At 69.5% G+C, this 23,956-nt stretch carries 21 protein-coding genes; 5 read left to right on the top strand and 16 right to left on the bottom strand.

Translation table 11 applies throughout. From position 1 onward, the window contains the following. Positions 1–268 precede the first annotated feature (268 nt). Positions 269–1,225 (top strand): SCO2521 family protein, encoded by a 957-nt coding sequence (locus ACGFZ2_RS02915; RefSeq protein ID WP_393262470.1) that lies wholly within the window; start codon positions 269–271, stop codon positions 1,223–1,225. A gap of 6 nt (positions 1,226–1,231) precedes the next feature. Here the strand turns inward: ACGFZ2_RS02915 and ACGFZ2_RS02910 are convergent, their stop codons facing one another. From ACGFZ2_RS02910 to ACGFZ2_RS02890, 5 genes are all read right to left on the bottom strand, one after another. Beyond that, positions 1,232–2,209 carry an SCO2522 family protein gene (locus ACGFZ2_RS02910; protein WP_393262472.1) on the bottom strand — a complete coding sequence of 326 codons (978 nt, stop codon included), beginning with the start codon at positions 2,207–2,209 and terminating at the stop codon, positions 1,232–1,234. Beyond that, a complete protein-coding gene (locus tag ACGFZ2_RS02905) occupies positions 2,194–3,123 on the bottom strand; it encodes an SCO2523 family variant P-loop protein (RefSeq protein WP_393262474.1) in 930 nt (309 codons plus the stop codon). Before ACGFZ2_RS02905 ends, ACGFZ2_RS02910 begins: the two co-directional genes overlap by 16 nt. Continuing rightward, on the bottom strand, positions 3,124–4,965 hold the full coding sequence (locus tag ACGFZ2_RS02900; RefSeq protein WP_393262476.1) for an SCO2524 family protein: 1,842 nt from the start codon (positions 4,963–4,965) through the stop codon (positions 3,124–3,126). It lies immediately after the preceding gene. A gap of 237 nt (positions 4,966–5,202) precedes the next feature. Further along, positions 5,203–5,997, bottom strand: a complete 795-nt coding sequence (locus tag ACGFZ2_RS02895; RefSeq protein ID WP_393262478.1) for an SCO2525 family SAM-dependent methyltransferase — start codon at positions 5,995–5,997, stop codon at positions 5,203–5,205. A 734-nt stretch (positions 5,998–6,731) separates the two neighbouring features. Further along, entirely contained in the window at positions 6,732–8,060 is a 1,329-nt protein-coding gene (locus ACGFZ2_RS02890; protein ID WP_393450216.1) for an alkaline phosphatase PhoX, read from the bottom strand. Between the two features lie 414 nt (positions 8,061–8,474). Here ACGFZ2_RS02890 and ACGFZ2_RS02885 point away from each other — a divergent pair, with 414 nt between their 5' ends. Further along, positions 8,475–9,950, top strand: a complete 1,476-nt coding sequence (locus tag ACGFZ2_RS02885; protein ID WP_393262481.1) for an SDR family NAD(P)-dependent oxidoreductase — start codon at positions 8,475–8,477, stop codon at positions 9,948–9,950. Between the two features lie 264 nt (positions 9,951–10,214). On the opposite strand, the gene ACGFZ2_RS02880 is transcribed toward ACGFZ2_RS02885, so the two are convergent. Beyond that, complete coding sequence (locus ACGFZ2_RS02880; RefSeq protein ID WP_393449492.1) at positions 10,215–12,104, bottom strand: glycerophosphodiester phosphodiesterase family protein; 1,890 nt, start codon at positions 12,102–12,104, stop codon at positions 10,215–10,217. A 238-nt stretch (positions 12,105–12,342) separates the two neighbouring features. Here ACGFZ2_RS02880 and ACGFZ2_RS02875 point away from each other — a divergent pair, with 238 nt between their 5' ends. Further along, positions 12,343–13,050, top strand: a complete 708-nt coding sequence (locus ACGFZ2_RS02875) for a VOC family protein (RefSeq protein WP_393449489.1) — start codon at positions 12,343–12,345, stop codon at positions 13,048–13,050. A gap of 203 nt (positions 13,051–13,253) precedes the next feature. Here ACGFZ2_RS02875 and ACGFZ2_RS02870 read toward each other — a convergent pair whose 3' ends face one another. From ACGFZ2_RS02870 to ACGFZ2_RS02845, 6 genes are read right to left on the bottom strand one after another with little or no spacing between them, the layout of a single operon-like run. Then, positions 13,254–13,721: a 2-oxo acid dehydrogenase subunit E2 gene (locus ACGFZ2_RS02870; RefSeq protein ID WP_393449486.1), complete on the bottom strand. Its 468-nt coding sequence runs from the start codon at positions 13,719–13,721 to the stop codon at positions 13,254–13,256. Continuing rightward, positions 13,718–14,041 (bottom strand): lipoyl domain-containing protein, encoded by a 324-nt coding sequence (locus ACGFZ2_RS02865; protein ID WP_393449483.1) that lies wholly within the window; start codon positions 14,039–14,041, stop codon positions 13,718–13,720. Before ACGFZ2_RS02865 ends, ACGFZ2_RS02870 begins: the two co-directional genes overlap by 4 nt. After that, positions 14,038–14,742 (bottom strand): hypothetical protein, encoded by a 705-nt coding sequence (locus ACGFZ2_RS02860; protein WP_393449480.1) that lies wholly within the window; start codon positions 14,740–14,742, stop codon positions 14,038–14,040. The genes ACGFZ2_RS02865 and ACGFZ2_RS02860 overlap by 4 nt, the downstream gene beginning before the upstream one ends. Continuing rightward, entirely contained in the window at positions 14,739–15,284 is a 546-nt protein-coding gene (locus tag ACGFZ2_RS02855) for a hypothetical protein (RefSeq protein ID WP_393449477.1), read from the bottom strand. The genes ACGFZ2_RS02860 and ACGFZ2_RS02855 overlap by 4 nt, the downstream gene beginning before the upstream one ends. Continuing rightward, positions 15,241–15,492 (bottom strand): hypothetical protein, encoded by a 252-nt coding sequence (locus ACGFZ2_RS02850; RefSeq protein WP_393449474.1) that lies wholly within the window; start codon positions 15,490–15,492, stop codon positions 15,241–15,243. Before ACGFZ2_RS02850 ends, ACGFZ2_RS02855 begins: the two co-directional genes overlap by 44 nt. Continuing rightward, positions 15,489–15,776 carry a DivIVA domain-containing protein gene (locus ACGFZ2_RS02845; RefSeq protein ID WP_393449471.1) on the bottom strand — a complete coding sequence of 96 codons (288 nt, stop codon included), beginning with the start codon at positions 15,774–15,776 and terminating at the stop codon, positions 15,489–15,491. Before ACGFZ2_RS02845 ends, ACGFZ2_RS02850 begins: the two co-directional genes overlap by 4 nt. A gap of 264 nt (positions 15,777–16,040) precedes the next feature. On the opposite strand from ACGFZ2_RS02845, the gene ACGFZ2_RS02840 reads away from it, so the two are divergent. Both ACGFZ2_RS02840 and ACGFZ2_RS02835 read left to right on the top strand, forming a co-directional pair. Next, a complete protein-coding gene (locus ACGFZ2_RS02840) occupies positions 16,041–16,931 on the top strand; it encodes a helix-turn-helix domain-containing protein (protein WP_393449468.1) in 891 nt (296 codons plus the stop codon). After that, positions 16,924–17,127, top strand: coding sequence for a DUF397 domain-containing protein (locus ACGFZ2_RS02835; RefSeq protein ID WP_357977772.1), 204 nt, complete (start codon positions 16,924–16,926; stop codon positions 17,125–17,127). The genes ACGFZ2_RS02840 and ACGFZ2_RS02835 overlap by 8 nt, the downstream gene beginning before the upstream one ends. Before the next feature lie 243 nt (positions 17,128–17,370). On the opposite strand, the gene ACGFZ2_RS02830 is transcribed toward ACGFZ2_RS02835, so the two are convergent. The 4 genes from ACGFZ2_RS02830 to ACGFZ2_RS02815 are packed head-to-tail and all read right to left on the bottom strand — an operon-like array spanning position 17,371 to position 23,922. Further along, positions 17,371–18,057, bottom strand: coding sequence for a DUF6308 family protein (locus tag ACGFZ2_RS02830; protein WP_393449465.1), 687 nt, complete (start codon positions 18,055–18,057; stop codon positions 17,371–17,373). After that, complete coding sequence (locus ACGFZ2_RS02825) at positions 18,054–19,211, bottom strand: hypothetical protein (protein ID WP_393449462.1); 1,158 nt, start codon at positions 19,209–19,211, stop codon at positions 18,054–18,056. Before ACGFZ2_RS02825 ends, ACGFZ2_RS02830 begins: the two co-directional genes overlap by 4 nt. Next, a complete protein-coding gene (locus ACGFZ2_RS02820; protein ID WP_393449459.1) occupies positions 19,208–20,872 on the bottom strand; it encodes a protein kinase in 1,665 nt (554 codons plus the stop codon). The genes ACGFZ2_RS02825 and ACGFZ2_RS02820 overlap by 4 nt, the downstream gene beginning before the upstream one ends. Positions 20,873–20,877: 5 nt before the next feature. Further along, positions 20,878–23,922: a type I restriction endonuclease subunit R gene (locus ACGFZ2_RS02815; protein WP_393449456.1), complete on the bottom strand. Its 3,045-nt coding sequence runs from the start codon at positions 23,920–23,922 to the stop codon at positions 20,878–20,880. Positions 23,923–23,956 lie beyond the last annotated feature (34 nt).

Below are 23,956 nucleotides of genomic sequence, written 5' to 3'. Positions count from 1 at the left end.
GCACCAATGAAAATATCAGCTGCCTTCACATCCCTCTGTCCCGCAAACACTCGCCACCCCTGCCGTACATGGGAATCCCGCCAACGGTAGGCCTATGATGGCGACAGGACAGATACGGATCCGGGCGAGCCGAATCCCGTGCTCACGGGGAGTTTCGGTAATCCCACCCGGATCCGTGTCGGTGCGGGTCACGGCGGCGTACGTCAATCACCATGGGACCGCATTCCGCGGGCGACCGCGGACCGGTGCCGGCAATGCGGAGGAAGCCATGCTCACGGTGGGTGAGGTGCACACCAGCCTGCTGCAGCACAGCACGGCGCTGACCCAGGAGCAGAGCTCCGAGGTGCTCGGTCTGGTCGAGGGCGAGGTCGTGCTGACCTCCCGACGTCCTTCGCTCTACGCGGTGTCGCCCGACGTCCGCACCGGCGTGGACTGCTGGCTACCCAGCGCCAGGAAGCGCCAACTGCGCGGGGTGGGTGCGGTGGTCACCCGGGCCATCATCACCGGCGGCCGAATCGTGCAGGCCTCCTCGGTCATCCAGGTCGTCGCCGGAGATCGCCGCCAGCCATGGTCGCACTATCTGGCCAACCCCGGCGTCCTCGAGACGGTCGGCAGGCTGGACGCCGCGGACCTGACCGCAGGCTTCCTGCACGGCAACAACGCGGACGTGCTGAACCTGGAGGCGATCACCGGCCGGGTACTCGACGGCGTGCAGATGTCCGACCTGCTGGACCGGCACCCGCCACTGCGCTCGGCGCGCACCCGGCTGCGCTGGACCGCGCAGGTAGACCAGCAGCCGGGCCGAGCCGTCTCGGCGGTGGTCACCGTGGACTCCCCCACGCTGCGCACGGTCGAACTCGTGGTCGGCCCGCAGGACGTGCCGGCCGCCGTGGCCGGCCTCTGCGAAGATCTCGCGCTGCACGATTGGCTGCTGACCATGCTGTCCTCCCTGGTGGAGGCCGCGGTCACCCGACCGGCCTCCGGGCAGGAGCACATCGAGCGGCTGCGGCCGGTGCTGGAGCACCTGCTGCACCTGTGGCTGCCTGGCGCTCGGGTCCACCCGCGGCTGCGGCCGATCTGGGACCGCCTGGAGCAGGTACCCGGGTTCAGCCGGCAGTGGAAGTCGTCGGTCAACTGGATCCGGGATCAGATCAGCGTGAACAACATGGCACTGCTGCGCGACCTGGCCGACCGGGTGGCGGTCAAGCAGCCGTGCGGCCGCTGACCACGCTCACTCGCCGATGAACACGTAGCTCAACCGGTCGACCAGCTCGCTCGGCAGCTGCAGGCCCTCGCCGCCGGCTCGCTTGGCGACCTGCTGCGCGACTGCCGGCGGTACCGCCACCTGGCCGAGGATGGTCCGTACGGCCAGCTCCACCGGCAGGTACTGGGTGTCCATGAGGGTCAGCGTGCGGTACGCGCAGAACGGCGCGGCGGCCGGATTCAGCTGGACGATCGCCGGCAGCTCGTCCCAGTCGGTGGGCAGCTCCCCGGCAAGCCGGCACGGCTGCCTGATCGTCTCACCCCGGTGCCGTAGCACGCCCAGCCGGGTCAACTGCCAGACCGAGGCGAGCAGCGCGCAGGCCCACACCCGGGTGTTCGGCTCGTCGGACCACAGCTCGATGTCGACGAAGATGGAGTGCTGGGGATCGCCGGACTGCACCGGCGGGGACCACGGCCGCGGCAGGGTCATCGCCGGGGCGTCGACGTGCCCGGGCGACCGCTTGCCGTTGGACAGCCAACCCGACTCGCTCAGCGGTGGGCGACTCCCGGTGGTGTGCCGGGGCGGTTCCACCACCAGTGTGTCGACCACCAGCTGGGCCAGCTCGACACCGTCGTGCCGCGCGAAGCTGGACTCCCGGGCGACGTAGTCCAGCGTCAGGCCGTGCTCCGCCGCGGCGCTCTGCACCTGCGGGATCACCTCACCGGGGGTACCGAAGCGGTGGAAGTAGTCGTCCACCATGAAGCAGGTGCTGATCCGCGGTTGCCGGTGCGGGGGCAGGCCTCGTCGGGCCAGGGCCGGGATCGCGGCCGACCAGTCCGCGATCCGCTCGAACTTGCGCCGCAGTTCCTGACACCCGTCGCCGAAGTCCTCCGCGTAGAAGTGCCCCAGCTCCACGGACAGATGCGAGTACGCCACGCTCTCTGTACGTCGCACCGCAGCTGCCTCCTGGAACCTGACATCCACGCCAATCACACGGTCTCCCATGCCGTCTCGTCGAAGAGCTTCTCGGTCAGATCCACGAAGGCGTCCACGGTCTTGACGTTCGCGATCTTGCTTTGCACGTCGTGGTCCGAGATGAGCTGCTCCCGCCACTGCAACAGAGGATCCAGCGGCACCGCGCCGAACAGCGTGGTGCGCCCGACGCCCCGCCGTCGGGCCAACTCCGACAGCTCCGCGTCGCACTTGCGCAGGAAGGCCTGCTGCGCAAGGTCGAGGTAGCCGACCTCGGGGCCGCGTGAGTCGATCACCGCCGTGCGGATGAACCGCAGCGACTCCCGCAGCCGCTCCGGCTCGTGACCGTACTCCTTGCCCATGGCCACGATCCCGCCTGCCTCGAAGGCCAGATCCGCAGCCGCGGTGACGTGCTGGGGAGTCCACCGGTGGAAGACCAACCAGCGAACGGTGACCTTGCGTAGGGTCGGGGTGGCGGTGGCTGCCAGCGCGATCTGGCTGGCGTACGACCGGCCGGCGCTGAGGTCCACCAGAGTCAGGTCGAACTCCTCCTCCAGACGAAGGAAGAGTTCGGCGCAGCGCTTGGCGATGTCGTTGGTGAAACCGAACTCGCTGCCGTTGCGCTGCCCGGGCAGGAGCACCAGCGGACCGGACCCGATGGGACGCTGCCGCAGGCTGGCCCGCTCCGACGTGGCCCACACGTCCAACTGCTCCGGAGACGGGATCTCCCCGCGCAGATACCGGTGCAGGCCGCCGCCGTTGGGCCCGGCGCCCTCCACCCCGTTGACGGCCTGCGGGATCTGGAACGTGATGCCGGCCGTCGGCGAGCCGAAATCGTAGTCCAGGTAGCAGGTGGGGCGGCCGGACAACGCGCTGCGGTAGGCGATGTTCGCCGCGGTCACCGAACGCCCGGTACCGCCCTTGTGCGACGTGACGAAGACCAGCATTCAGATCCCCTCGCTGGCCTTCTGCTGCCCGGTGGCAACGTCGTTGAGCAGCAGCAGCAGGGTGTTGGCCAGGGCGGCCGCCGTGCCGGGGCGTTCGTCCACCAGTAGCTGCGCCCGGCGCAGGCTGGCCCGGATGCTGCGCATGCTGCGCTGCATCGCCTCACCGGCGAACGTGCCGCGCATCAACTCCCGGTCGAAAAGATATTCGGCCTCGTCGATGAGATCCTGCGCGTACGCGGCGAGCCGGCCAGCCCGCGGGAACGGCCGGTCCCAGAGCAGCTGACCGGCGCTGACCAGCGCCTCCACCACCCGCTCGGTCAGATACCAGGAGGGTGCGTCCGGCTTCGGCGCCAGCCCGGGAAAAGCACCACCGGCGTGGTCCCACAGCCCTCGGTGCTGGCCGTCAGGGATACGCCGCAGCAGCAGATGGTCCCACACCTCGTCCGCCAGCTCGAGCAGCTCGCTGCGCTGCCGGGCGTTGCTCAGCAGACCGGCGACGGTGGCCGCCCGCTGGAGCAGCACCGTGGAGTACTCGTTCACGTTCCACGTCATGATTGGCTTCGACGTGTCGTCGTTCAGGGTCACCCGCTTGCCTGGCGCGTGCAGGAGCAGCGCCGGCTCGTCGGGTGAGGCACGCCGGGTGATCCGCGCCCGCTGCGCCAGCTCCACCAGCACCGAGGCGATCCGGCCGAGCTCCTCGTCGGCGCCGCGCCCGCCGGCGATCAGGCCCTTCACCGCCAGCGAGGTGGCCTGGAGGGTGTAGTAGTCGGTCCGGTCACCGTCGGTCGTCCGCCAGGGAATGTCCTCGATGGGCCACCGCCGTCGGTTGCCGAAGGTCGCCACCGTCGCCCAGTAGGTCCGGGTCAGCTCCCAGCGCAGCTGCAGCGCCCGGGACAGCCGCTGCTGTTCCTCGTTGAGCAGCCCGAGCAGGCGGGTGCGTTCGGAGTTCAGGTCCTCGATGGCGTCCATCGCGATGACCGTGAAGTAGAGGTAGGGAGCGTTCTCTGCCGAGCCCTCGCGCTGCAGGCCGATCGGCTCGGTGGTCGGGACCTCCTCGGCCCCGGCGATGATCCCCCACGACCAGCCGCACTCGAACAGCATCTCGCTGTTGTCCAGGTCCTCGGTCACCCGGCCCGACCCGATGACCACGCTGCGCAGGCTGGCCATGGTTTCCCGCAGCTGCTCGCGCAGCGCGGCCACGACCTCGCGGCGCGGCAACTCGTCCTGGTTGATCATGTCGCACAGCCGGAGGCCGTACTCGTCGGTGGAGGTGAAGACGAAGGTACTGAAGCTGCGGAGGAGGCCGACCATGGCCGCGGTGAGCCGCGCGCTGGCCATCGCTTCCAGGGCGTCCAGCTGCGCCAGCAGGTCGCGTCGCTTGGTGGCGCCACGGTAGACCTTGACGAAGCCGATCGTCGCCAGGGTAAGCGTGACGGAGACCGCGAACGAGTCGACGATGTCCAGGGAGCGTTGCTCGTCGGTGAGCTCCGAGCCGCCCTCCAGCGGGGTGAGGTAGCTTCCGCCGCTGAAGATCGGGGTGCCGGTGTCGTCGGTGTACCGCGTGAAGTAGTCGGTGATCACGCTGACCAGCCGGCGGGGAATCTCGATCGCGCCGCCGATCGGGCTGAGCGCCTCGATCACCTCTTCGTCGGCGCGATCCGGGTCGTCGAGCGACAGCACGGGGACCTTGGCCGCCGGGAGCAGCAGGGTCAGTAGTTGCTCCGCATCGCTGATCGAGTTGCTGCCACTTCGACCACCCCAGTGCCATTCACCGTTCTGCCAGCAACTACGCACCGTGGCCCGCCAGATGTCGAGGATCTCCTGGCGTGGCTGTATCCGCACGATTCACCGCCGTCTGCTGTAGTCGTCGACTCGAAACTGCTGGTGGTGCCGTTCACACGATGATCCAGAATGGTCCACAACGACGTGCAACAACATGGTAGCGGGCCAGTCGAGTGCCACTTGAACAGCTTCGATGGCCGCGTGTCGGCAACCCGACCCATCGGGCGCGGTGTGAATGCCCGTGCCGGGCCGGGCGGACCTCACGGCACCGGCGCCTCCCATGATCAGGCATCGGCACTAACCGCGGGCACGGCCGGTGGTCAGCAGCATGCTCAGGTACCCGTCCCGCAGCGGCGGCGTGAGCCGCACCTCGTGGACGGCCAGGCCGTACGCGTCGGCCGCGATGCTGGCCACCACCTCGGCGCGCTGCAGCGCCACGGCCGGGAACAGGCGCTGGCCGACGCTGTAGCCGCGGGAGCCGAGCATGACCGCCACGGCAAAGGGCGAGCCGGGCCGCAGCGCGCCGAGGAACCGACCGATCGCCCGCTCGGCCTCCGCGTGGTCGGCCGATATGGAACAGGCCACGAAGAACATCGTGCCGGCGTCCCAGGCGCGCCTCGGCGCGTCGAAGACACTGGTCCTCAGCACCCGGCCCACCCGCGCCAGACGGCCCCGCGGATCGGTCAGCGCCGAGTACGCCGGGTGCTCCGCGCACACCTGCCAGTACGGGTCCCAGAGCTCGTCGTAGCCGTCGATCTGCGTACGCAGCCAGCTCACGTTTGACATCGACCAGTCACATAGGTCGATCGTGCGCGCGAACGGCAGAAGCGACAGCGCCGGGTAGAGGTTCGCCCCCGAACCCACGTCGACACAGTGCGCGCCGGAGAGCTTCGCCTCGGCGAGAAAATCTCTGGTACGGCAGAGGATCTCACGATCGTCGGCACGCAGAACGGCGTAGTTGTGCCGGACGTATGCCTGGGGGTCGAAGCTGTCCCACTCGACGTCGGCATTCAACGGCCTCGGAGACTGGATCGGCGGGGTTGGCGTCGACGACTCGCCGCAACCGCCGCCAGCCGCCGGGGTCAACGTCATGGACGTGCCTCCATCGATGTCGGCGAATTACGTCGGTCGTCGTTCCGGCGTGCTCCTTCGCACTGCCCATTGTGTATCGGACGTGGTGTCGCCTCGCAAGCAGCGGCACGTCACCAACTCCAGGGAATGAAGACCTGACAGGGTTCGGTCTCCCACCAACGGCGCACCCGTGACCCGATCAGTCGCGGCCACACCATTGGCCTTGTCCATGAACTGCGGCACCGGCACAGCCTGCGGGGTTCCAAAACGCGGTCATCGTGGTTGACCTCGCCGAAGGTGGTGCTTGACAGGGGATGCCGATGGGCAGGAGCCGCCGGCCGCTGCCCATTGCCGTCCGTCGAACCGTACGACACCTGCTTGCCGCCCACGACCGGCGACCCCGCCTCACCGCAGGACCGATGCCGTTTGCGGGGCTGGTGACGCGTTTCTTACCGGCGCCCCGCCTTGACCCGAGACCCTGTCCGCACAACCCGAGCCATTTCCGTTCGGCCCGTACCACCAGTGCCCATACTCCTGCGGCCCGGCGGGCAGGCAGCCGAGCTTCAGGTGGACGACGCAACCGTGGGGCTGACCTCGGCGGGCCGGCCGCGCCGATCGCGTCGGTCGACGACGATCTGCGGGGACACTGTCCGGCACCCACACGCCCCGAGGCCCAGGCGCGGCGGGGCTCCCCGACCACGGTGTGGACCGGGGAGCCCCGCAGGGCGGCTGTGAGGGCCCCGCCACCCTCACAGTCAGCCCTGGCGGCGGTTCCAGGGGCCGGTGACGGCGTACGTGATGCCCGGGTTGTAGACGTTGAAGAACATGGTCCGGCCGTCGGCGGAGAACGTCGCTCCGGCCAGCTCGCCGTACTCCGGGTCCCCGGTGGTGCCGACGTCGACCCGGTTACGCGCAAAGACGAACACTTCGCCGTCGGCGGTCGTACCAAGGATGTGCTGGTCCCCGATCCCGTCCTCGCACATCATCAGGCCCCCGTACGGGGACATGCAGATGTTGTCCGGGGCGTCGAACTCCGGGATTTCCGGCGCCGGCGTGGGACGGGTGAAGATGGTCTCCAGGCGCAACGTGTTGGCTCGCGGGTCGTACCGCCAGACCTGGCCGTCGTGGTCGCGGGCCGAGCCCAGCGCACGCCGGGCGAACGACGAGACGAAGTAGGCGCAGCCGTCCTTCTCCCCCCACCAAGCGCCCTCGATCTTGTACCCACCGGTGATCGGCTTGCCGTAGTCCTGGGCACGGACCGACTCCGTCGTCGCCAGCGGGTCCGGCACGTCAAGCCACTCGACGCCGGAGAAGGAGGTGCCCGCCTCGGTCACCACCGACAGGTCCGGCAGGTCCGGGACGTGCAGAGCCTGCAGCACGCCGCCTGCCCGCAGGCTCCCGTGACCGCAGAGCGGCCGGTTCGGCAGGAAGCGATAGAAGCTGCCCAGCGGTGCCACGAACGCGTCCTCGGTCTCGTAGACGATGCCGGTGTGCGGGTCGACCGCGACCGCCTCGTGCTGGAACCGGCCCATCGCGGTCAGCGGTGCCGGATCGGTGTTGCGAGCATCGTCGTACGGGTCAACCTCGAAGATGAACCCGTGGTCCTTCGTGTACCCGCGGACCCCCGCCTTGTCTTCGGTCTCCTCGCAGGTCAGCCAGGTGTGCCACGGCGTCCGGCCGCCGGAACAGTTGATGGCCGTGCCGCCCAGGCTGACGTGCTCGGAGACGGCGCGGTTCGACGCGTCGACGGCGAGCGTGCTGGTCCCACCCCCGGCGGCCGGGTCGTACGTCCGTTCCGGCGGAGCCACGACCGTGATCTTCGCGGTCGGGGAGCACTCATGGTTGCGGACCAGGCGGGTGCCGCGCGCCTCGTCGGCGAAGGAACCCATACCGTCGAACCGGCTCGGCACGACACCACCGTCCGGCCGGACGGTGCCTTCGCGCGACAGCACCGTGTAGCGGAAGCCCACCGGCAGGTCGAGCATGCCGGCTGGGTCAGGCACGAGCGGACCGTACCCGGTCTCCGGGCCGGACACCCCCAGCGCGGGTGCTGCCGTGAACAGGGCGTCGACCGAACCGGCCACGGCCACGGCGAGACCGGCTCCGGCCGATCGGGACAGGAACTGGCGGCGGGACAAGGACACGGACAAGCCTCCTAGACGTCACAGACCGGAGCGGGCCGGCCGATATCGATTCGAACCGCTCGATCAACTACGTCACATCCCGCCCCACCCGTCAAGATGCTGATCGATTTGATCCCGCCAACCGCGACAGCCGACCTGGCCGAACCGGTCAAAACCGCAGAAACCAAGCCTGCCCAAAGGCCGCCCCGAACTCGCCGTGGCTGGAGATGCATTGTTCGGCAGACCCGGGGCGAGGTTGGCCTCGACGGTCTCTGGGCTGAGCAGCAGACGCGGGATGCGTCGGAGGCCGTGCGGTGCGTACAGTTCCGGGTCGGACTTGGGGTGGGACCGGGTAGACCCGGCGCAGGGAACGGGATGAGACAGCGACGCATGACGGCGGACAACATTACCGAAACCGGTCAATACGGCATTGACCGCGACCGGCTGGAGACCTGCCTCAGCGTCTTCGAGGCGTTGGAGAACCTGCCTCCCGACCACCCCGACGTGGTGCGGGTGCAACGGGCTACCGCGAAACTCTACAAGGTGATCAAGCAGCGGCGACGCGAGGAACGGCGGGATGCCATCGCGGCGGCCGACCGCGCGGTGACGGCCGCCACCGCCACCGGCGCCCCGGGCCGGATCGACGACGAGACCCAGGGCATCCCGCTCACCTCCCCCACCGTAGGTGCCACGGCCGGCACCCTGCACAATCCGCGCGGCTGCTACGTCTGCAAGCAGCGCTACCGCGAGGTGGACGCCTTCTACCATCAGCTCTGCCCGCCCTGCGCTGCGTTCAACCGGGAGCGCCGGAACGCCCGCACCGACCTGACCGGCCGGCGCGCGCTGCTCACCGGCGGCCGGGCGAAGATCGGCATGTACATCGCGCTGCGGCTGCTGCGCGACGGCGCGCACACCACGGTGACCACGCGGTTTCCCCACGACGCGGTCCGCCGATTCGCCGCGATGCCCGACAGCGGAGACTGGCTGCACCGCCTGCGGATCGTGGGGATCGACCTGCGCGACCCCGCCCAGGTGATCGCCCTCGCTGATTCGGTCAGTGGCCAGGGACCACTCGACATCCTGATCAACAACGCGGCGCAGACCGTCCGCCGCACGCCCGGGGCGTACGCGCAACTCGTCGCCGCGGAGGCGGCGGCCCTGCCGGACGGCCCACTGCCGGAGATGATCACGTTCGCCAAACCGGCCGGCCGGGACGACCCGGCGGGCAGCCTGGCCGCCCCGCCGCAGTCGGCCGCGATCCCCCCGCACGCGCTGACCGCGCTGGCGCTGACCAGCGGCTCCGCCTCGCCGGAACGAATCGCGGCCGCCACCGCCATCGACGCCGGCGGTCTGGTGCCGGACCTCGACCCGGTCAACAGCTGGGTGCAGCGGGTGCACGAGGTGGACCCGATCGAGCTGCTCGAAGTGCAGCTGTGCAACGTGACCGCGCCGTTCGTTCTGGTCAGCCGGCTGCGACCGGCGATGGCCGCAGCGACCGCCCGCCGCAAGTACGTAGTGAACGTGTCGGCGATGGAAGGCCAGTTCGCCCGCGGCTACAAGGGGCCGGGGCACCCGCACACCAATATGGCCAAGGCCGCGCTGAACATGCTGACCCGGACCAGCGCCCAGGAGATGCTGGCCGACGGCATCCTCATGACCAGCGTCGACACGGGCTGGATCACCGACGAGCGGCCCCACCCGACGAAGATGCGGCTGGCGGACGCCGGCTTCCACGCCCCGCTGGACCTGGTCGACGGCGCGGCCCGGGTCTACGACCCGATCGTCCGCGGCGAACAGGGCGAAGACCTGTACGGCTGCTTCCTGAAGGACTACGCGCCCTGCGCCTGGTGATCAGCGCGCCCGCCCCGCCGTCAGCCGCCCAAGCGCGAGCCGACACGGTCAGCACCGTCGCCCCGTCCACCACAGGTCCGAGCTGTGGTGGCTGGCGCGATGGAGTCGCATGGCCGACACGAGGAGCTTGACCGCCTCCACGTTCGCAGTGCCGCTCGCCGAGGGCGGGATCCTTCGCGACCGCAGCGAGTTCGGCGTGGGCGAGCGCCCGCTCACGGCGGCGAGCGGGGAACATCCCCACCCGCCGCCGTCGTCGTCGTACGGTCAGTCTGCGGCGAGGGCCTGCGCGTCGGCCGCGACGACGCGCGCCAGCTCCACCGGGAGCCGCTGGCCGGCCTGCTGGCCGGCGTAGTGGGCCAGCTCGGCGTAACGGCCCTGGACGAGCAGCGTGCTCAGCGCGGTGCGGGTGCCGTGCTCGACGTCGGAGGTCAGGATCACGTACCCGAGCCCGGCCGGGGTGGCCGCGACGGTGAAGGTGCTGGTCGCCGTCGCCCGGCCGGCCGGTCCGACGGCCTCGGCGCGCAGCGTGTGCCGACCGGCGGGCAGGGTGGTCAGGTCCAGCGCCACGCCGGGCTCGACCCGCTCGCCGTCGAGGGTGACCGTGACCGTCTCGGCGTGCGTGGTGGTGACGGTGACGGTCGGTGCCTGCGCCCGGTCCAGGGTGGCGCCGTCGGCCGGCGCGCCGATCGCGACGGTCGGCGTGGCGGGCGGACGCTGCGAGTACGCGGCGTTCCAGCCGGCCAGCTCGGCCGGGCGGTTGGTGATGATCCCGTCGACGTCGGCCTGCTCCAGAGCCTGCCACTGGTTCGCCGAGTCGATGGTCCACACCAGGACGGCCACGCCCGCGTCGTGCAGCTCGCGCACCACGCCCGGTCGGGTCAGCAGCGCCGTCCCGCTCGGGTTGTACGCGGTCAGGCCCAGCTCGCGGGCGACCGCCACCGGGTCGGCGTCGAGGCTGCCGCGCAGCAGCCCGAGGGGCAGCTCCGGGGCCAGCTCGCGGGTGTGGCGCAGCGCGTCCGTCTCGAAGCTCTGGATGAACACCCGGCCGGTCATCCGCTCCGCGCGGATCACCTCGACGATCCGGGCGACCTCGTCGCGGGTGTGCGCCCCCTTGATCTCCAGCAGCAGGTTGCCGCCCCGGACGCGCAGGTCGGCGAGCTGCTCGGCGAGCGTAGGCAGCCTCTCCCCCGCGTACGACGGCGCGAACCAGGAGCCGGCGTCGAGCGCCTTGAGCTGGGCGGCGGTGAGGTCGCGGATCCGGCCGGCGCCGTCGGTGGTCCGGTCCACCGTGGCGTCGTGCAGCACGAACGGCACGCCGTCGCGGGACGGCTGCACGTCGTTCTCGATCCAGTCGGCGTTGGCCCGCCGCGCGGTCTCCTGGGCGACCAGGGTGTTCTCCGGGGCGGCCGACGAGGCGCCGCGGTGGGCGATCACGGTGAGCGGGCTGCCGTCCGGGCGGAGGTAGCCGTTGGGTGCCAGCTCGGTGATTCGCACGTCGTCGAAGGAGACGGTGGCGCCGTTGACCACCAGGGCCTGCCCGCCGTCGGCGGAGCGTTGCAGGCTGCTGGTCCTCAGCGCCTCCCGCCCGTCGACGAACCAGCGCGCCTGGCTGCCGTGCACCTCCACGGCGACCCGCACGTCCCGGCCGGTGCCGGCGGCGTACGGGCCGGCGCCGGTGTTGGTGACGTTCCAGGTGTCGGCGGTGGTGCGCTGGGCGAACTCGAGCCCGTTGCTCGCGGTGGTGCCGCTGCGCATCGTGGCGATCCACCAGGGGTTCGCGCCGTCGGCGGGCACGTCGAGGCCCAGCGCCGTCCAGCGGGTGGCGGACGCGACGGACTCGAACCGGACGGTCGCCTCGAACCGGAAGTCGTTCAGGTGCCGCCCGAAGGTGATCTTGTTGTTCTGGCTGGAGCTGGCGGACGTGCCGTACAGCCGGCCGTTTTCCACCTTCCAGGTGCCGTCGACGGCCCGCCAGCCGGTGGGCAGCCGGCCGTCGGAGAAGTCCTCCGCGACGGCCACCGAGCCGGGTCCGGCGGCGGCCGGCGGCGACGGGGGCAGCACGGCGAGCACGCCGGTCGACAGCGTCAGGACGGCGAGCGCGGCGATCGTGCGGCTCGGGTTCCCGCGTGGGAGGTGGGCAGGGCGAGGTGTCATGACCCGGACCGTAGGAACGCCACCGGAACGCCCGACCAACCCGGCGTGGCGGCAGCGCCAACGTCACCTCTCCAACGTGCGACGTATATGGCCGCTGTTGAGCGCACGTTCGCCACGGCGGCGTGGACGTCGGAATATCAGCAGGCCCTATCGCCGCCCCGGCGGGAAGCGTCACCCTCAATCGTCCGGCCCGGCTAATCACCTTGTTGCCCTGCTGGCCCCTGCCTACTGTGAGGCAATGATCTCGCGACTGCTGACGGTGACCTTCGATGCGCACAACGCGGCCCATCTGGCGCAGTTCTGGGCCGGCATGCTCGGCCGGCAGGTCGTCGAGGACGCCGGTGGCGCGCTCCTGCCCGGCGAAGACGGCCAGCTCAGCCTCCGGTTCGTCCCGAGCCGCGCGGACAAGGTGGGGCCGAACCGCAGCATGCACCTTCACCTGACCAGCGCCAGCAACGACGACCAGCAGCACACGGTGGCCACGGCGCTGAGGCTCGGCGGAAGCCACCTCGACGTCGGGCAGCGCCCCGAGGAGGGGCACGTCGTCCTGGCCGACCCCGAGGGCAACGCGTTCTGCGTGATCGAGCCGGGCAACGCCTTCCTCGCTGGGTGCGGCCTGCTCGGGGAACTCGCCTGCGACGGCACCCGGGAGGTCGGCCTCTTCTGGAGCGAGGCGCTGGGCTGGCCGCTGGTGTGGGACCAGGACCAGGAGACCGCGATCCAGTCACCGCACGGCGGCACGAAGGTCGCGTGGGGAGGCCCACCCGTGGCCCCGAAAGAGGTGAGGAACCGGCAGCGCTTCGACCTCGCCCCGGCCGGCGGCGACCAGCAGGCGGACGTCGACCGGCTGGTCTCCCTCGGGGCCGCCCGGCTCGAGGTCGGTGAAGACGGCGCCGTCGTGCTGGCCGATCCCGACGGCAACGAGTTCTGCGTGACAGGAAACTGACCACAGCGCGGCCGGGCTACGCAGCTCGGCGGCGGGCGAGGGCGCCCCGGGGGCGGCGGGGCCGAGCCAACTGTCGGGAAGCGCCTCCAGCACCTCGTACGTCGCGTCGGGCGAGGTCGGCAGCGCCTGGCGCGCACCTGCTGGACCCGCCGCCAAACAGCCGGGCGTACGCGGCGATGATGCTCGTGTGGGGGGCTCCACGGTTACAGTTGCAGGGCGGCGCTGAGCGCGGCCAGGTACGCCCCGGCCTGCGCCCCGTTGACCAGCCGGTGGTCGTAGGCCGGCCCGAGGTCCGCCGTCATGCGCTCGCGCACCGCACCTCCGACGTCCAGCACGACCTCGCGGTGCACTTCGACCACGGCGTCGGCGAGGTCGCCCAGGTCCAGCTTCGCCGCGTCGCGGATCACCGGCAGGAACAGCCCAGTGCCGACGTCCACGGTGAGCCCGACCGACGGCTGTGCCGCGTCGATGACCCGGCCGTCCCCGGTGAGCTGGGCGTAGAGGGCAGGGAACTGCTCGTGCAACCTGGCCACGGCAGCGATGACGATCTCGGTCAGGCTGACATCGGCGCCGGTCTCGTCGGCGGCCCGGCGCGCGTACGCGAGGGCGGCGGTCACGTCGACCCGCACGGCGGTGAAGGCGACCGGGATCTCCCGGTGTGAGGTCGTCACCACCTCGGCGATGCGGCGTTACGACGGCGGCAGCGACCGCCCCGGCAGCGCCACGCGGACGGCTCAGCGACCGGGGGCGCCGCAGCAGGGACGGCACCGGCGGCTGGATGTAAGCCGATGGTCGAGCCCGGGACGCAGTCGGCCCCGGCGGCGAGGCCCTGGCGCAGGACGCCCGCGTGCGTCGCTGCCAGCTCCTCGATCGCCTTGGAGGTCTCGACCGCCACGATCGGCTGTCCGATCTCGACGGTTGCACCGGCCGGAACCAGCCACTCCAGCAGCACATAGCTGTCGTCGTTGTTGTTGAGCTTGGGAACGCTCACCGCGACGCCCAGCTCCGCCGCCCGCGCCTGGCGCAACCTGGTGGGAGCTCGACCACTTCAACATCGACGTGAAAGTTACGAAATGCAGCGGATGCCCACGAGCGGGCGGTCGTAAAGTGCCGGGCTGCCTCCTGGTCGGAGAGGCAGAGCACCAGGCGTGGTGTGGTCGTCAAGGTCGAGGCGACAAAGAGGAGCCGCCTGGCATCAGCCAGGACCTTGTGCTTCTGAGCGGATTTCGGCGGTCCCTGATGGGCCCAGGCCTCGACGAGCACCGTCGAATCCTGGTCAGCGCCGTCGATCTCCACCCGAACCCCGTCCGCCACCGTGAATCTGCGCGGCTTCAACTCACAACCAAGCCGATCACTCAGCAGCCTGAGCATGACTCTTTCGGCACGTCGCTGTGCTGCACTGTCGCCCGCCGCCGGCTCCGGCAGGACCTCCTGCTGCACAATTGAGCCTGCGGGACGTGTGCCGGCGAGGTACTCGTTGACGATCTTCCCCCTCGAGCCGATGTAGCGGCGGATTCGTCCGTCCTCTTCGAGCCTGCGGCACACCTTGTTGATCGTCTGCCGGAGCTGTACGCCGAGCCGCCGCGCGAGCACGTCGTCGTCGAGCGGGAGCCGCGTCCGCAGCAACTCCTGCAAAACCCGCTCGGCAACGGTGAGGTTGGCTGTCTCGATTGCTCCTCTACGCCTGTTCACCGAAGCAGCGCACCTGGCGACCCCGTCTCTGCGTGCGCGAAGGCTTCCTCGGGCATGGGTGCCGTCCATCTCTGGTCGGCAGGACGCAAGGGCATGCCACGGGCGAACACGGCGATACCGGTCAGCAACCCCTTCCACAACTCCGCCCGCCATACCGGTCCCGACCGGGTCACCACCAGCAGTCGCCGGCCATTCCACCAGCCATGAGTTTCCGGCCCGCCTTCGGCCACGACGTGGACGTCCGGAAAGTCACGGAGCGTATCCAGCGCCGCGATGAGCGAGTGGCGCGAGCTCCGACCGGCCTCGACGCACACGACGCCGTCCCCGTCGACGTGAGCACCGTCGAGTCGGTCAACCGCGTCGTGCAGTGCGGTGCGGCCAAGAACCCACCACAGCTCAGCCGTGAAGTCGGTCTGTTCGAACAGCAGCCGTTCCCTCCGCTCCGTGACACCGAACCGGCACCAGCTTCTAGCTTCCCGTAACCAGTCGGCACCACACTCACCGAGAAAGGCGGCGGGAGCAGACACCGTCGTGGTCGGCACGGAGCAGGCAGCGCCGACCGCCGGACATCCGCAGGTCGCAGTAGACCCGGTGACGCACGTTCTGGTTGTCCTCGTCGGAGACGGTGATCTCCCCCGGGTCGGTCTGCGGCAACACCAGCAGCCAACGGCTGATCACCCGGGCCAGCCGCTGCGCCGCCGGCAGGTCGGCGGCGGCGACGGGCAGGTGAATGACGTACCGCTGGGTCATGCCTCGTGTCCCCAGTCGGCACGGGCGCGGGCCTGCTCGGACTGCCAGCGGCGCAGCGCGTCCTTGATGACGGCGGTTTCTCGGCCGCTGGCGGCCAGGGCGGCGTAGACGGTGGCCATGTCGCCGGCGACGCGGTCGAGGAAGTCGTACACGTCGGCCGGTTCCAGGCCGCGGCGTCCGAGCCCGACCGACTTGAAGCGGCGCTCACGCACCTGCCACGGCAGCAGGCTGGTGTACGCCGAGGAACGGTAGGTCGCTCCCGGTCGCTGGTTGCGGACGCTCATCTGCTGCCTGCCTCTCCCTCGTGTACTGGAAGGGGTGGGTCCGTCCGCCCTCCCCGCACGCACGGGCCCACCCCGCCCTGCCGCCGCAGCTTCGATCAGCGGTACGACACCAGGGCTTGTGGTCATCCTGTGACGATGCGCAGCATCGAGGCAACGTTCCACGGCAGAATTCTTCCCAGAAGTATTGACTTTCTTTGCTGCTATCGATAGCTGTTACATGACCGGTTGACGCAGTGTTGCGCGATGGAATCAGGGAGTGTCCGGGTGACCGAGGATGTCGGATCGACCGTGCCGCGCCGGCAACTCGGCCGGCTGCTGCGCCAGTACCGCACCGAGGCAGGCGTGACCCTCGACGCCGCCGCCGAGGCCCTCGAATACAGCCGGCAGAAGATCTGGCGGATCGAATGCGGCATGGGCCCGGTCCGAGTGCTCGACGTCAAGGCGATGTGCGAGCTGTACGGGGTGTCCGCCGAGATGACCGAGGCGATGCGTGGGCTTGCCACGGAGACGAAGTCGAAGGGCTGGTGGCACGCGTACGGGGACGCGGTCCCGAGCTGGTTCGAGCTGTATGTGGGCCTGGAATCCGCCGCCGCTTACCTCAGGCAGTACGAGGAGACGCTAATCCCCGGGCTGCTCCAGACTCGCCAGTACGCCCTCGGACTCGCCCAACTCGACCGCCCTTCGCTCAGCGAGGAGGAGCGCGAACGCGCGGTCGAGGTACGGCAGCAACGCCAAGCGCTACTCACTCGACGGCTACCCCAGCCACCGCAGCTCGACGCGATCCTGTCGGAGGCGGTGCTCCGCCGCACCGTCGGCAGCCGCAGCGTGATGGTCGGGCAACTCGGTCAACTCCTGGAGGTCGCCAGCCTGCCCAATGCCAGCGTGCGGGTGCTGCCCTTCACCGCCGGGCCGCACTCCGGCGCGGTCGCCGGCTCCTTCGTCATCCTCGACTTCCCCGCCACAAAAGGCGGTCGGGCTGCACCGGAGCCGTCAGTCGCCTACAGCGAGTCTCTGACCGGAGCGCTGTACCTGGACAAGCCCGACGAGCTGGCCGCCTACCGGGCCGCCTGGAAGAGCCTCGATGCGCTGGCCCTCGATGAGGCACAATCGAGCGACATGATCAAGGGGATCATCGGGGAGCTGCGGCATGACTGACCTGACCGGCGCCGTCTGGCGCAAGAGCACTCGTAGCGGGGGCAACGGCGGCAACTGCGTCGAGGTGGCCACCAACCTGCCTGGTGCCGTCGCCGTGCGTGACTCGAAGGACGCCTACGGTCCGGCATTGGCCTTCGCTTCGGATGCCTGGCAGACCTTCGTCAGCGGAGTGAAGAGCGGCGGCCTGATGCTTTGAACCACCATGCCCTTGCCCCAGCTCCGCTGTCGCGATAGCACCGCAAGCTACATGATGGCGCTATGACACAGCGGAGTTGGACGACCGACGAGCTTCGGCAGGAACTGGCCAAGTATCACCAAGCACTCCTCGCCGCCGGCAACCACAGGCCGTCCACGATCAGCACCTACATTCAACATCCAGAACGCTTCATCGCGTATCTGGAGGGCCGCTACGACCCCCGACAGCCCCAAGGGCGCAACGCTAACGGCCGCTCGTAGGGAGTCGGACGCCCCGGCAGCGGTAGCCGGTGTGCTCGTCACGGTGGCGCATCCACATGATGACGTCGAGAATCCGAAGCAGGGAGATGGTATCCGGCAGTTCGGCTTGCCGCCGGAGATCGGCGAGCCGTTCGGCGAGGATCCCGTCCTGCTCCCCCAGACGGTCGTGCAGCCAGCGCCAGAAGCCCTTGCTCGTGCGGAAGGCGCAGGCGACAACCTCGTCGTAGACCGGCACGAGATGAGGCCGCTTGCGGGCGAGCAGTTTCCCTGCCACGACCCAGCCGATCCCTTCGGCCTTCCGCAGCAGCCGCCACGCCCTGTAGGCGGGTTTCCCCTTCTCTACGAGAGGCAACGCGTCGGGGTGGCCCAGCGCAACGGTTGTCGGTATCTTGCCCAGCTCCGCCGACACTGCCTCTCCGAGAGCGCCCTGCAACAGGTCCAAGGCGGTACGCGGCGGCACCCGGACGCTGAGCAGTTCGACCGCGATCAGGTCCTCCGCCGTGACGAGGTTGCAGGTCTCCGGTCGGTCGCCACCGCCTCCGAGTCGTTCGAACTGTCCACCGGTGAAAGCCGATTCGCCTGCGTGCCCGAAGTATCGCTTCAGGTCGGTGACGGACTGCGGTTCGCCGAGGATCGCGAGGATCTCCGCGAGAATCAGCGGCTGTTTCATACCTGCTCCTCCGTCGCGAGGCGTCGCCGGATCTCCTTGAGCGACACCACGTCACCGGCGCGGGCGTCCTCCGCGGACCAGAAGTCGAGCCCGTCGGTGGCTCGGCGGGTAGCTGTGATGGAAGGGCCGTGCACCTCAACTTTCACGGCCTCGCCGGCCGCACTCGGGGAGCCGAGGGTCCGACCGCCGTAGCGGATGCTGCCATCCGCCAGCAGCTCGGCGACGTACTGCTTGCCGAGGTACTTCCCGTAGAGTCTGCTGCCCGGGCGCAACCGACCGGCCCTGATCAAGTCGATCACCTTCAGCGCGCGTTCCCCCTCCGACACCGGCCGCTTGTGCGAACGGCTCTTGGCAGGGCGGACCGGAGTTTGCTGCTGGGGCAACGCGGGGGTCACCGTTGGAGGCGCGACGGGCACCGCCTCGACATGTGCCGTAGCACCAAGGTGGCTGACAGGCGTAACGCCGGTGGAGGCTGCCGACGACGGGAAGTCGAAGGTGGCACGAACGCGGATGAGGCTGGCACGAATCTCGTCCCGAGTAAGCCTCGACAGGCGGCGGTCCAACATCGCCACCAGCTCCGCTGCCGGTTCCCCATCCCCGAACATTTCGAGCAGCTCGCCGTGGACCTGCCGGTCGACGAAGTAGCCCTTCCAGAGTTCTTCGATGCGGTTGTCCCGCATGTTGTCCTTGCTCAGCAACGACAGCAACTCCACGGCCTCATCGAGGCTGTCCTCCAGTCGGACGGCGCGGAACAGCTTGTGCTCGATGGGTACGGGCGCATGGGCGTTGTAGATCCGCCACTCCGCGCCATCGGTCAACGCCACCCATTCGACACCGGCCACCGCGGCGTAGCTGATGGTCTGATTGGCCCATCGTGGATCGTCGAGATTCTCCCCGAGACCCTTGGCCTCGACGAACAGCCGTGGCGTCCGAAGCAGGAGCAGGGCGTAGTCGACGGGATTGTCAGTGCCGCGTCGCCGGTATTCCCGGTGCACCTCGTCCGGGTCGAACAGGTCCCACCCGAGCGCTCCGATGACGGGTTCGATGAGCCCTGCCTTGGTGTTCTGCTCACCGATGCGGTGGTGTTGGCGGCGGAAGCGCGCCACCCGCTCGACGCACTGCTTGAGGGCGTCCTCCAGCTCGAACGTGCTCATCGCCCCTCACTTCGTCCGCTCGTGTCATCGAGCAGGTTCTCGTCCAGCCGGTGGAGATGGCTGAGCAGCGCCGCAATCTCCTCCGCAGCGGACGACTCCGACCCGTACCGGTCAGTGACATCTCGCAGAAGGTCCGTCAGCTGACCCCGAGCATCTGTCACGTCGCCGAGCCCGGCGGTGAGCATCGCGATCTGCTGCCGCAACGGGAACAGCTCTGCCGCATCCGGGGATAGCCCCCGCTGTTCCTCGGCGAGCAGGGAGCGCAGCTCAGCCAGCGCCTCAGCAGCCTCGCCCAGTTCCGCCTGGCAGACAGCCGCCTGCTGCCGACACTGCCAGATCAGCTCCTGGTCGGGCATCGGTCGCGCGGCCAGGTCGGGGATCAGCCGCTGGAATTCGGGCAGGGCCTGCCGGAACGCGCCGGCGAGCACGTAGAGGTTGGCCAGGTTGACACGCAGCTCAAGGATCCTCGGCTGCTTGGCCGCGCCGTGGGCCTTGCGGATCGGGCGCAGTGCGGTCTCCAGTAACTCGGCCGCCTGGGTGAACCGCTCCTCCTCTGCCAGTTCCCAGGCCCGCTCCTCGACCTCCGCCAGCTCGTCGGGAGAGGGGACGTGGACAACCTCCGGAGCGTTGCGGGGGCGCACCACGTCGATCTTCGTGGGGGCGAGGGGCGCCCGGGGCGGCAGCGGCCCGAAGGGGTACCGGTAGGGCATCGTCGGATCGACCCCCTGGCCGTCCACGGCCGCCATCGCCAGATCGGCGGCAAGGTCCGACTCGACAGCACCGAGCGGCATCAGGATCTCGTACACCTCGGCGGCGGACCCGGGACGGTGCTGCGGGTCCTTGGCGAGCATCCGCACGACGAGCTGCACCAACGCATCCGGCACGCCTGCGCGATGGTCCGTCACCGAGGGGATCGGGTCGTTCATGTGCCGGTGCAGCATGCCGAGCGGGTTGTCCGCCCGGTAGGGCGGATTGCCGGTCAGCAGTTCGAACAGCACGCAACCGAGCGCGTACAGGTCGGCCTTCGGGCCCACCGTGCTGTTCAACGCCTGCTCGGGCGCCATGTAGGTGGGCGTGCCGAGGGTGTGGCCGGTGGCGGTCAGCCGGGGTACGTCTGCCGGACCGAGCAGCGCAGCCACCCCGAAATCGAGGACCTTGACCGAGCCGGTGGGTGTCACCATCAGGTTCTGCGGCTTGAGGTCGCGGTGCACCAGCGAGGCCGCGTGCGCCGTCGCCAGCACGGAGCAGATCTGCGCCCCGATCGCTGCGGCCCACGGCACGGAGAGCCAGCCGCGTTCAGCGACCAGGTCGGAGAGGAGCATGCCGGGTACGAGCTGCATGACGATGTAGATGTCGTCGCCCTGAACACCGACGTCGTGCACGCTGGGCACCCCGGGGTGATCCAGCCGGGCGGTCACCCGGGCCTCCCGCATGAACCGCTCGACCGCGTTCTCCCGCTCGCCCTCGGGGATGGAGAGTTTGCGGAGGAACTTGATGGCGACGGGCCGGTCGAGCTTCTCGTCGAAGCCGGCCCACACCTCGCCCATGCCGCCGTGACCGACCGCGTACGTGAGTTCGTAGCGCTCGGCCACGCGGTCCTGCGCCTGCATCGCCATCGCCTCCCAGCGCGAGCAGCCGGTCCCACCCACGGGACCATTCATTCAGGTTATGCGATGCCCTTGCGGCGGCGGATCATCTGGTACGCCTGCCGGCGCGCGAACTGGTTGAGCTGCGACCGCAGGCTCTCGTCGTCGAGGTAGCGCTGCATGAGTTTGCCGTTGTCGTCGTGCCGCGACAGGATCACGTCCTCGATCCGCTTGTCGCAGACCACGCCGAAGTTGCTCTCGTCGTTGACCATCGCGGCGGCTTCGAGCGTCCCATCCTCGGCGAGGGCGACGATCTGCTGCTCGACCCAGACCTTGTCCGACTCGCCGAGCCCGATTCCGAACTTGTCGTTGAACGCGTCGATCAGCTCCGACAGGGCCACCTTCTCCGGGTCGTGCTGCCGACCCGCTCCCCCGCCGACGAAGCCGGGCAGCATCTGCTCGCCCTCGGGCGACAGCGAGGCGTCGTGCTCGCCGGTCTTGCTGACCCGCAGGTGGGTGAGCTGCACCTCGCCGATGTCGACGGACGGGTCCTGCCTGCGCGGCAGCCGGTTGAGCAGCGCACGCCCGTAGAGGTAGAGGCGTTCCAGGTCCTCGTCGTGGTAGGGCACGACCTGGCTGAGGAACGCGTACATCCGGGTGTAGTCGCGCAGCGCGGACCGGAAGCCGTCGGCGGCCTCGGGGTCGTCGGCGGCGAGGGCCTTGTAGCGGTCGACGGCCGGGTCGGTGAAGCGGTAGAGCGCGGCGTGCGCCCGCTGGAGGCCGGTGTCGCTGGTCGCCTTGCGCTCCGCGGCGAGCAGCGCCTCGGCGTACGCCTGCATCTCCGAGTCGACCAGCACCGGATACCCGGTGACCGCGTTCTGGGCGGTGTAGAGCAGGTTCGGGTCGGTGGGCGTGGTGGCAGCGGTTTCGAAGTACGGCTTGAACTGCTCGGCGATGTCGCCGGCCTCGTTGACGAAGTCGAGGACGAAGATGTCGCCCTGGGCCTTGAGCGGGTGGGTGCGGTTGAGCCGGGACAGGGTCTGCACGGCGGCGACGCTCTTGAGCAGCTTGTCGACGTACATCGTGGTCAGCAGCGGCTGGTCGAAGCCGGTCTGGTACTTCTCGGCGACGACCAGAATCCGGTACTCGGTGTCCTGCTTGGCCCTCGGCGTGCCGGCATGCTTGTCGTCGGCGGCGGTGTAGGCGAACTTCTCGGGCAGCTCACCCTCGCTGAACCCGTTGACCCGCGCCTCGGTGTGCTCGACGCCGTCGACCTCCAGCTCACCGGAGAAGGCGACCAGGGAGTCGCAGCCGACGTAGCCCTGCATGTCGACGTACTTGCGGATGGCGGTGTGCAGGCGGACGGCGGCTTCGCGGGAGCCGGTGACCACCATGGCCTTGGCGCGACCGCCGAGGCGCGGCGCGGTGTGCTTGCGGAAGTGCTCGACGATGATCTCCGCCTTCTGTGCCTGCATCGTCGGGTGCAGGCTGGCGAAGCGGGCGAGCTGCGCGCCGGCCTTCTTCGGGTCGACGTCCGGGTCGTCGGGGTTGGCGTTGGCCAGCTTCCAGTACGCCTTGTAGGTCACGTAGTTGCGCAGCACGTCGAGGATGAAGCCCTCCTCGATGGCCTGGCGCATCGAGTACGTGTGGAACGGCTGCGGGTTCCCGGTGACCGGGTGCGGCGTGCCGAAGAGTTCGAGGGTCTTCGGCTTCGGCGTGGCGGTGAACGCAAAGTACGACAGCGTCTCGTGCCTGCCCCGGGCCAGCGCGGAGGCGGTGAGCAGGTCGCCCGACTCGTCCACGTCGTCGCTGCCGAGCTTGAGCAGCACCTTCTTCAGCGCGGCGGCCGAGTCGCCGGACTGCGACGAGTGCGCCTCGTCGACGATGACCGCGAACCGCTTGCCCTTGAGCCCCTGCACCTTGTCGAGGATGTAGGGAAACTTCTGCATGGTGGTGATGACCACCTTGGCGGTCTCGCCCTGGAGGGCGGCGGCGAGCTGCGCGGAGTCCTTGTCGATCCGCTGCACCACGCCCGGCACGTGCTCGAACTGGAAGACGGTGTCCTGCAACTGCCGGTCCAACACCACCCGGTCGGTGATGATGATGACCTTGTCGAAGACCGGCTCGTTCGGGCGCAGCCGTTCGTTGTCGACCACGGGCGCCGTGTGCAGGCTGGACAGCCGGTGCGCCAGCCAGGCGATGGTGTTCGACTTGCCCGACCCGGCCGAGTGCATGACCAGGTAGTTGTGGCCGGAGCCGTGGCGGGCCGCGTGGTCGGTGAGCTGGGTGACCGCGTGCCACTGGTGGTAGCGCGGGAAGATCAGGCTCCCGGAGTCCTTGTCGGTGTGCAGGAACCGCCGCACCAGGTCCATCCAGGTGTCGGGGTGCCAGATCTGCTCCCACAGGTAGGAGCTGCGGTAACCCGATGCGCCGGCCGGCGGGTTGCCGGCGCCGCCGGAGACACCCGGCCCGTCCGAGCCGGTGTTGAAGGGCAGGAACCGGGTCTTCTCCCCCGCCAGCTTCGTCGTCACGAAGACCAGGTCGGGATCCACGGCGAAGTGCACGAGGGTACGCCGAGCGAAGAGCAGTTCCTTCGGGTCACGGCTCTTGCGGTATTGCTCCTTGGCGTCCTCGACGGTCTGGCCGGTCAGCGGGTTCTTCAGCTCGGCCGTGGCGAGCGGGATGCCGTTGACGAAGAGCACCAGGTCGAGGGTGTTGTTGTTGCTGGTCGAGTAGGCGAGTTGGCGGGTGACGGTGAGGCGGTTGGCGCGGTAGAGCTTGAGCGCGTCATCGGTGATGGCGTGGGCGGGCTTGAAGTAGGCGAGGCGGATGAGGACACCCTTGTCCTTGACGCCACGGCGCAGGACGTCGAGCGGGCCGCGCTCGTCGATCTGCTTGGCAAGGTGCTGAGCGAACTGCCGCTGCGCCTCGTCCGGGTTGTTCCCGTGGTAGGCCAGCAGCTTCGACCACTCATCCGGCTGGGTGGCTCCAACAAACGCGAACAGTTCGGCGGCATCGATCGCACATTGATGGCTATAACTTCCGGCTACCCCGCCAAGCCACCCGGCACCCAGCAGCGCATTCTCGACCGCCGCCTCGAACGATCGCTCATCTCCGACTGCCACAAGACCTCACCACGTCATCTTGAAACCTACTGCC

The sequence above is a fragment of the Micromonospora sp. NPDC048063 genome, assembly GCF_043202855.1.
In the GTDB taxonomy this organism is placed as follows: Bacteria; Actinomycetota; Actinomycetes; order Mycobacteriales; family Micromonosporaceae; genus Micromonospora.
The sequence above is the reverse complement of the archived record's forward strand: the minus strand, read 5'-3'. Positions and strand labels throughout refer to the sequence as shown.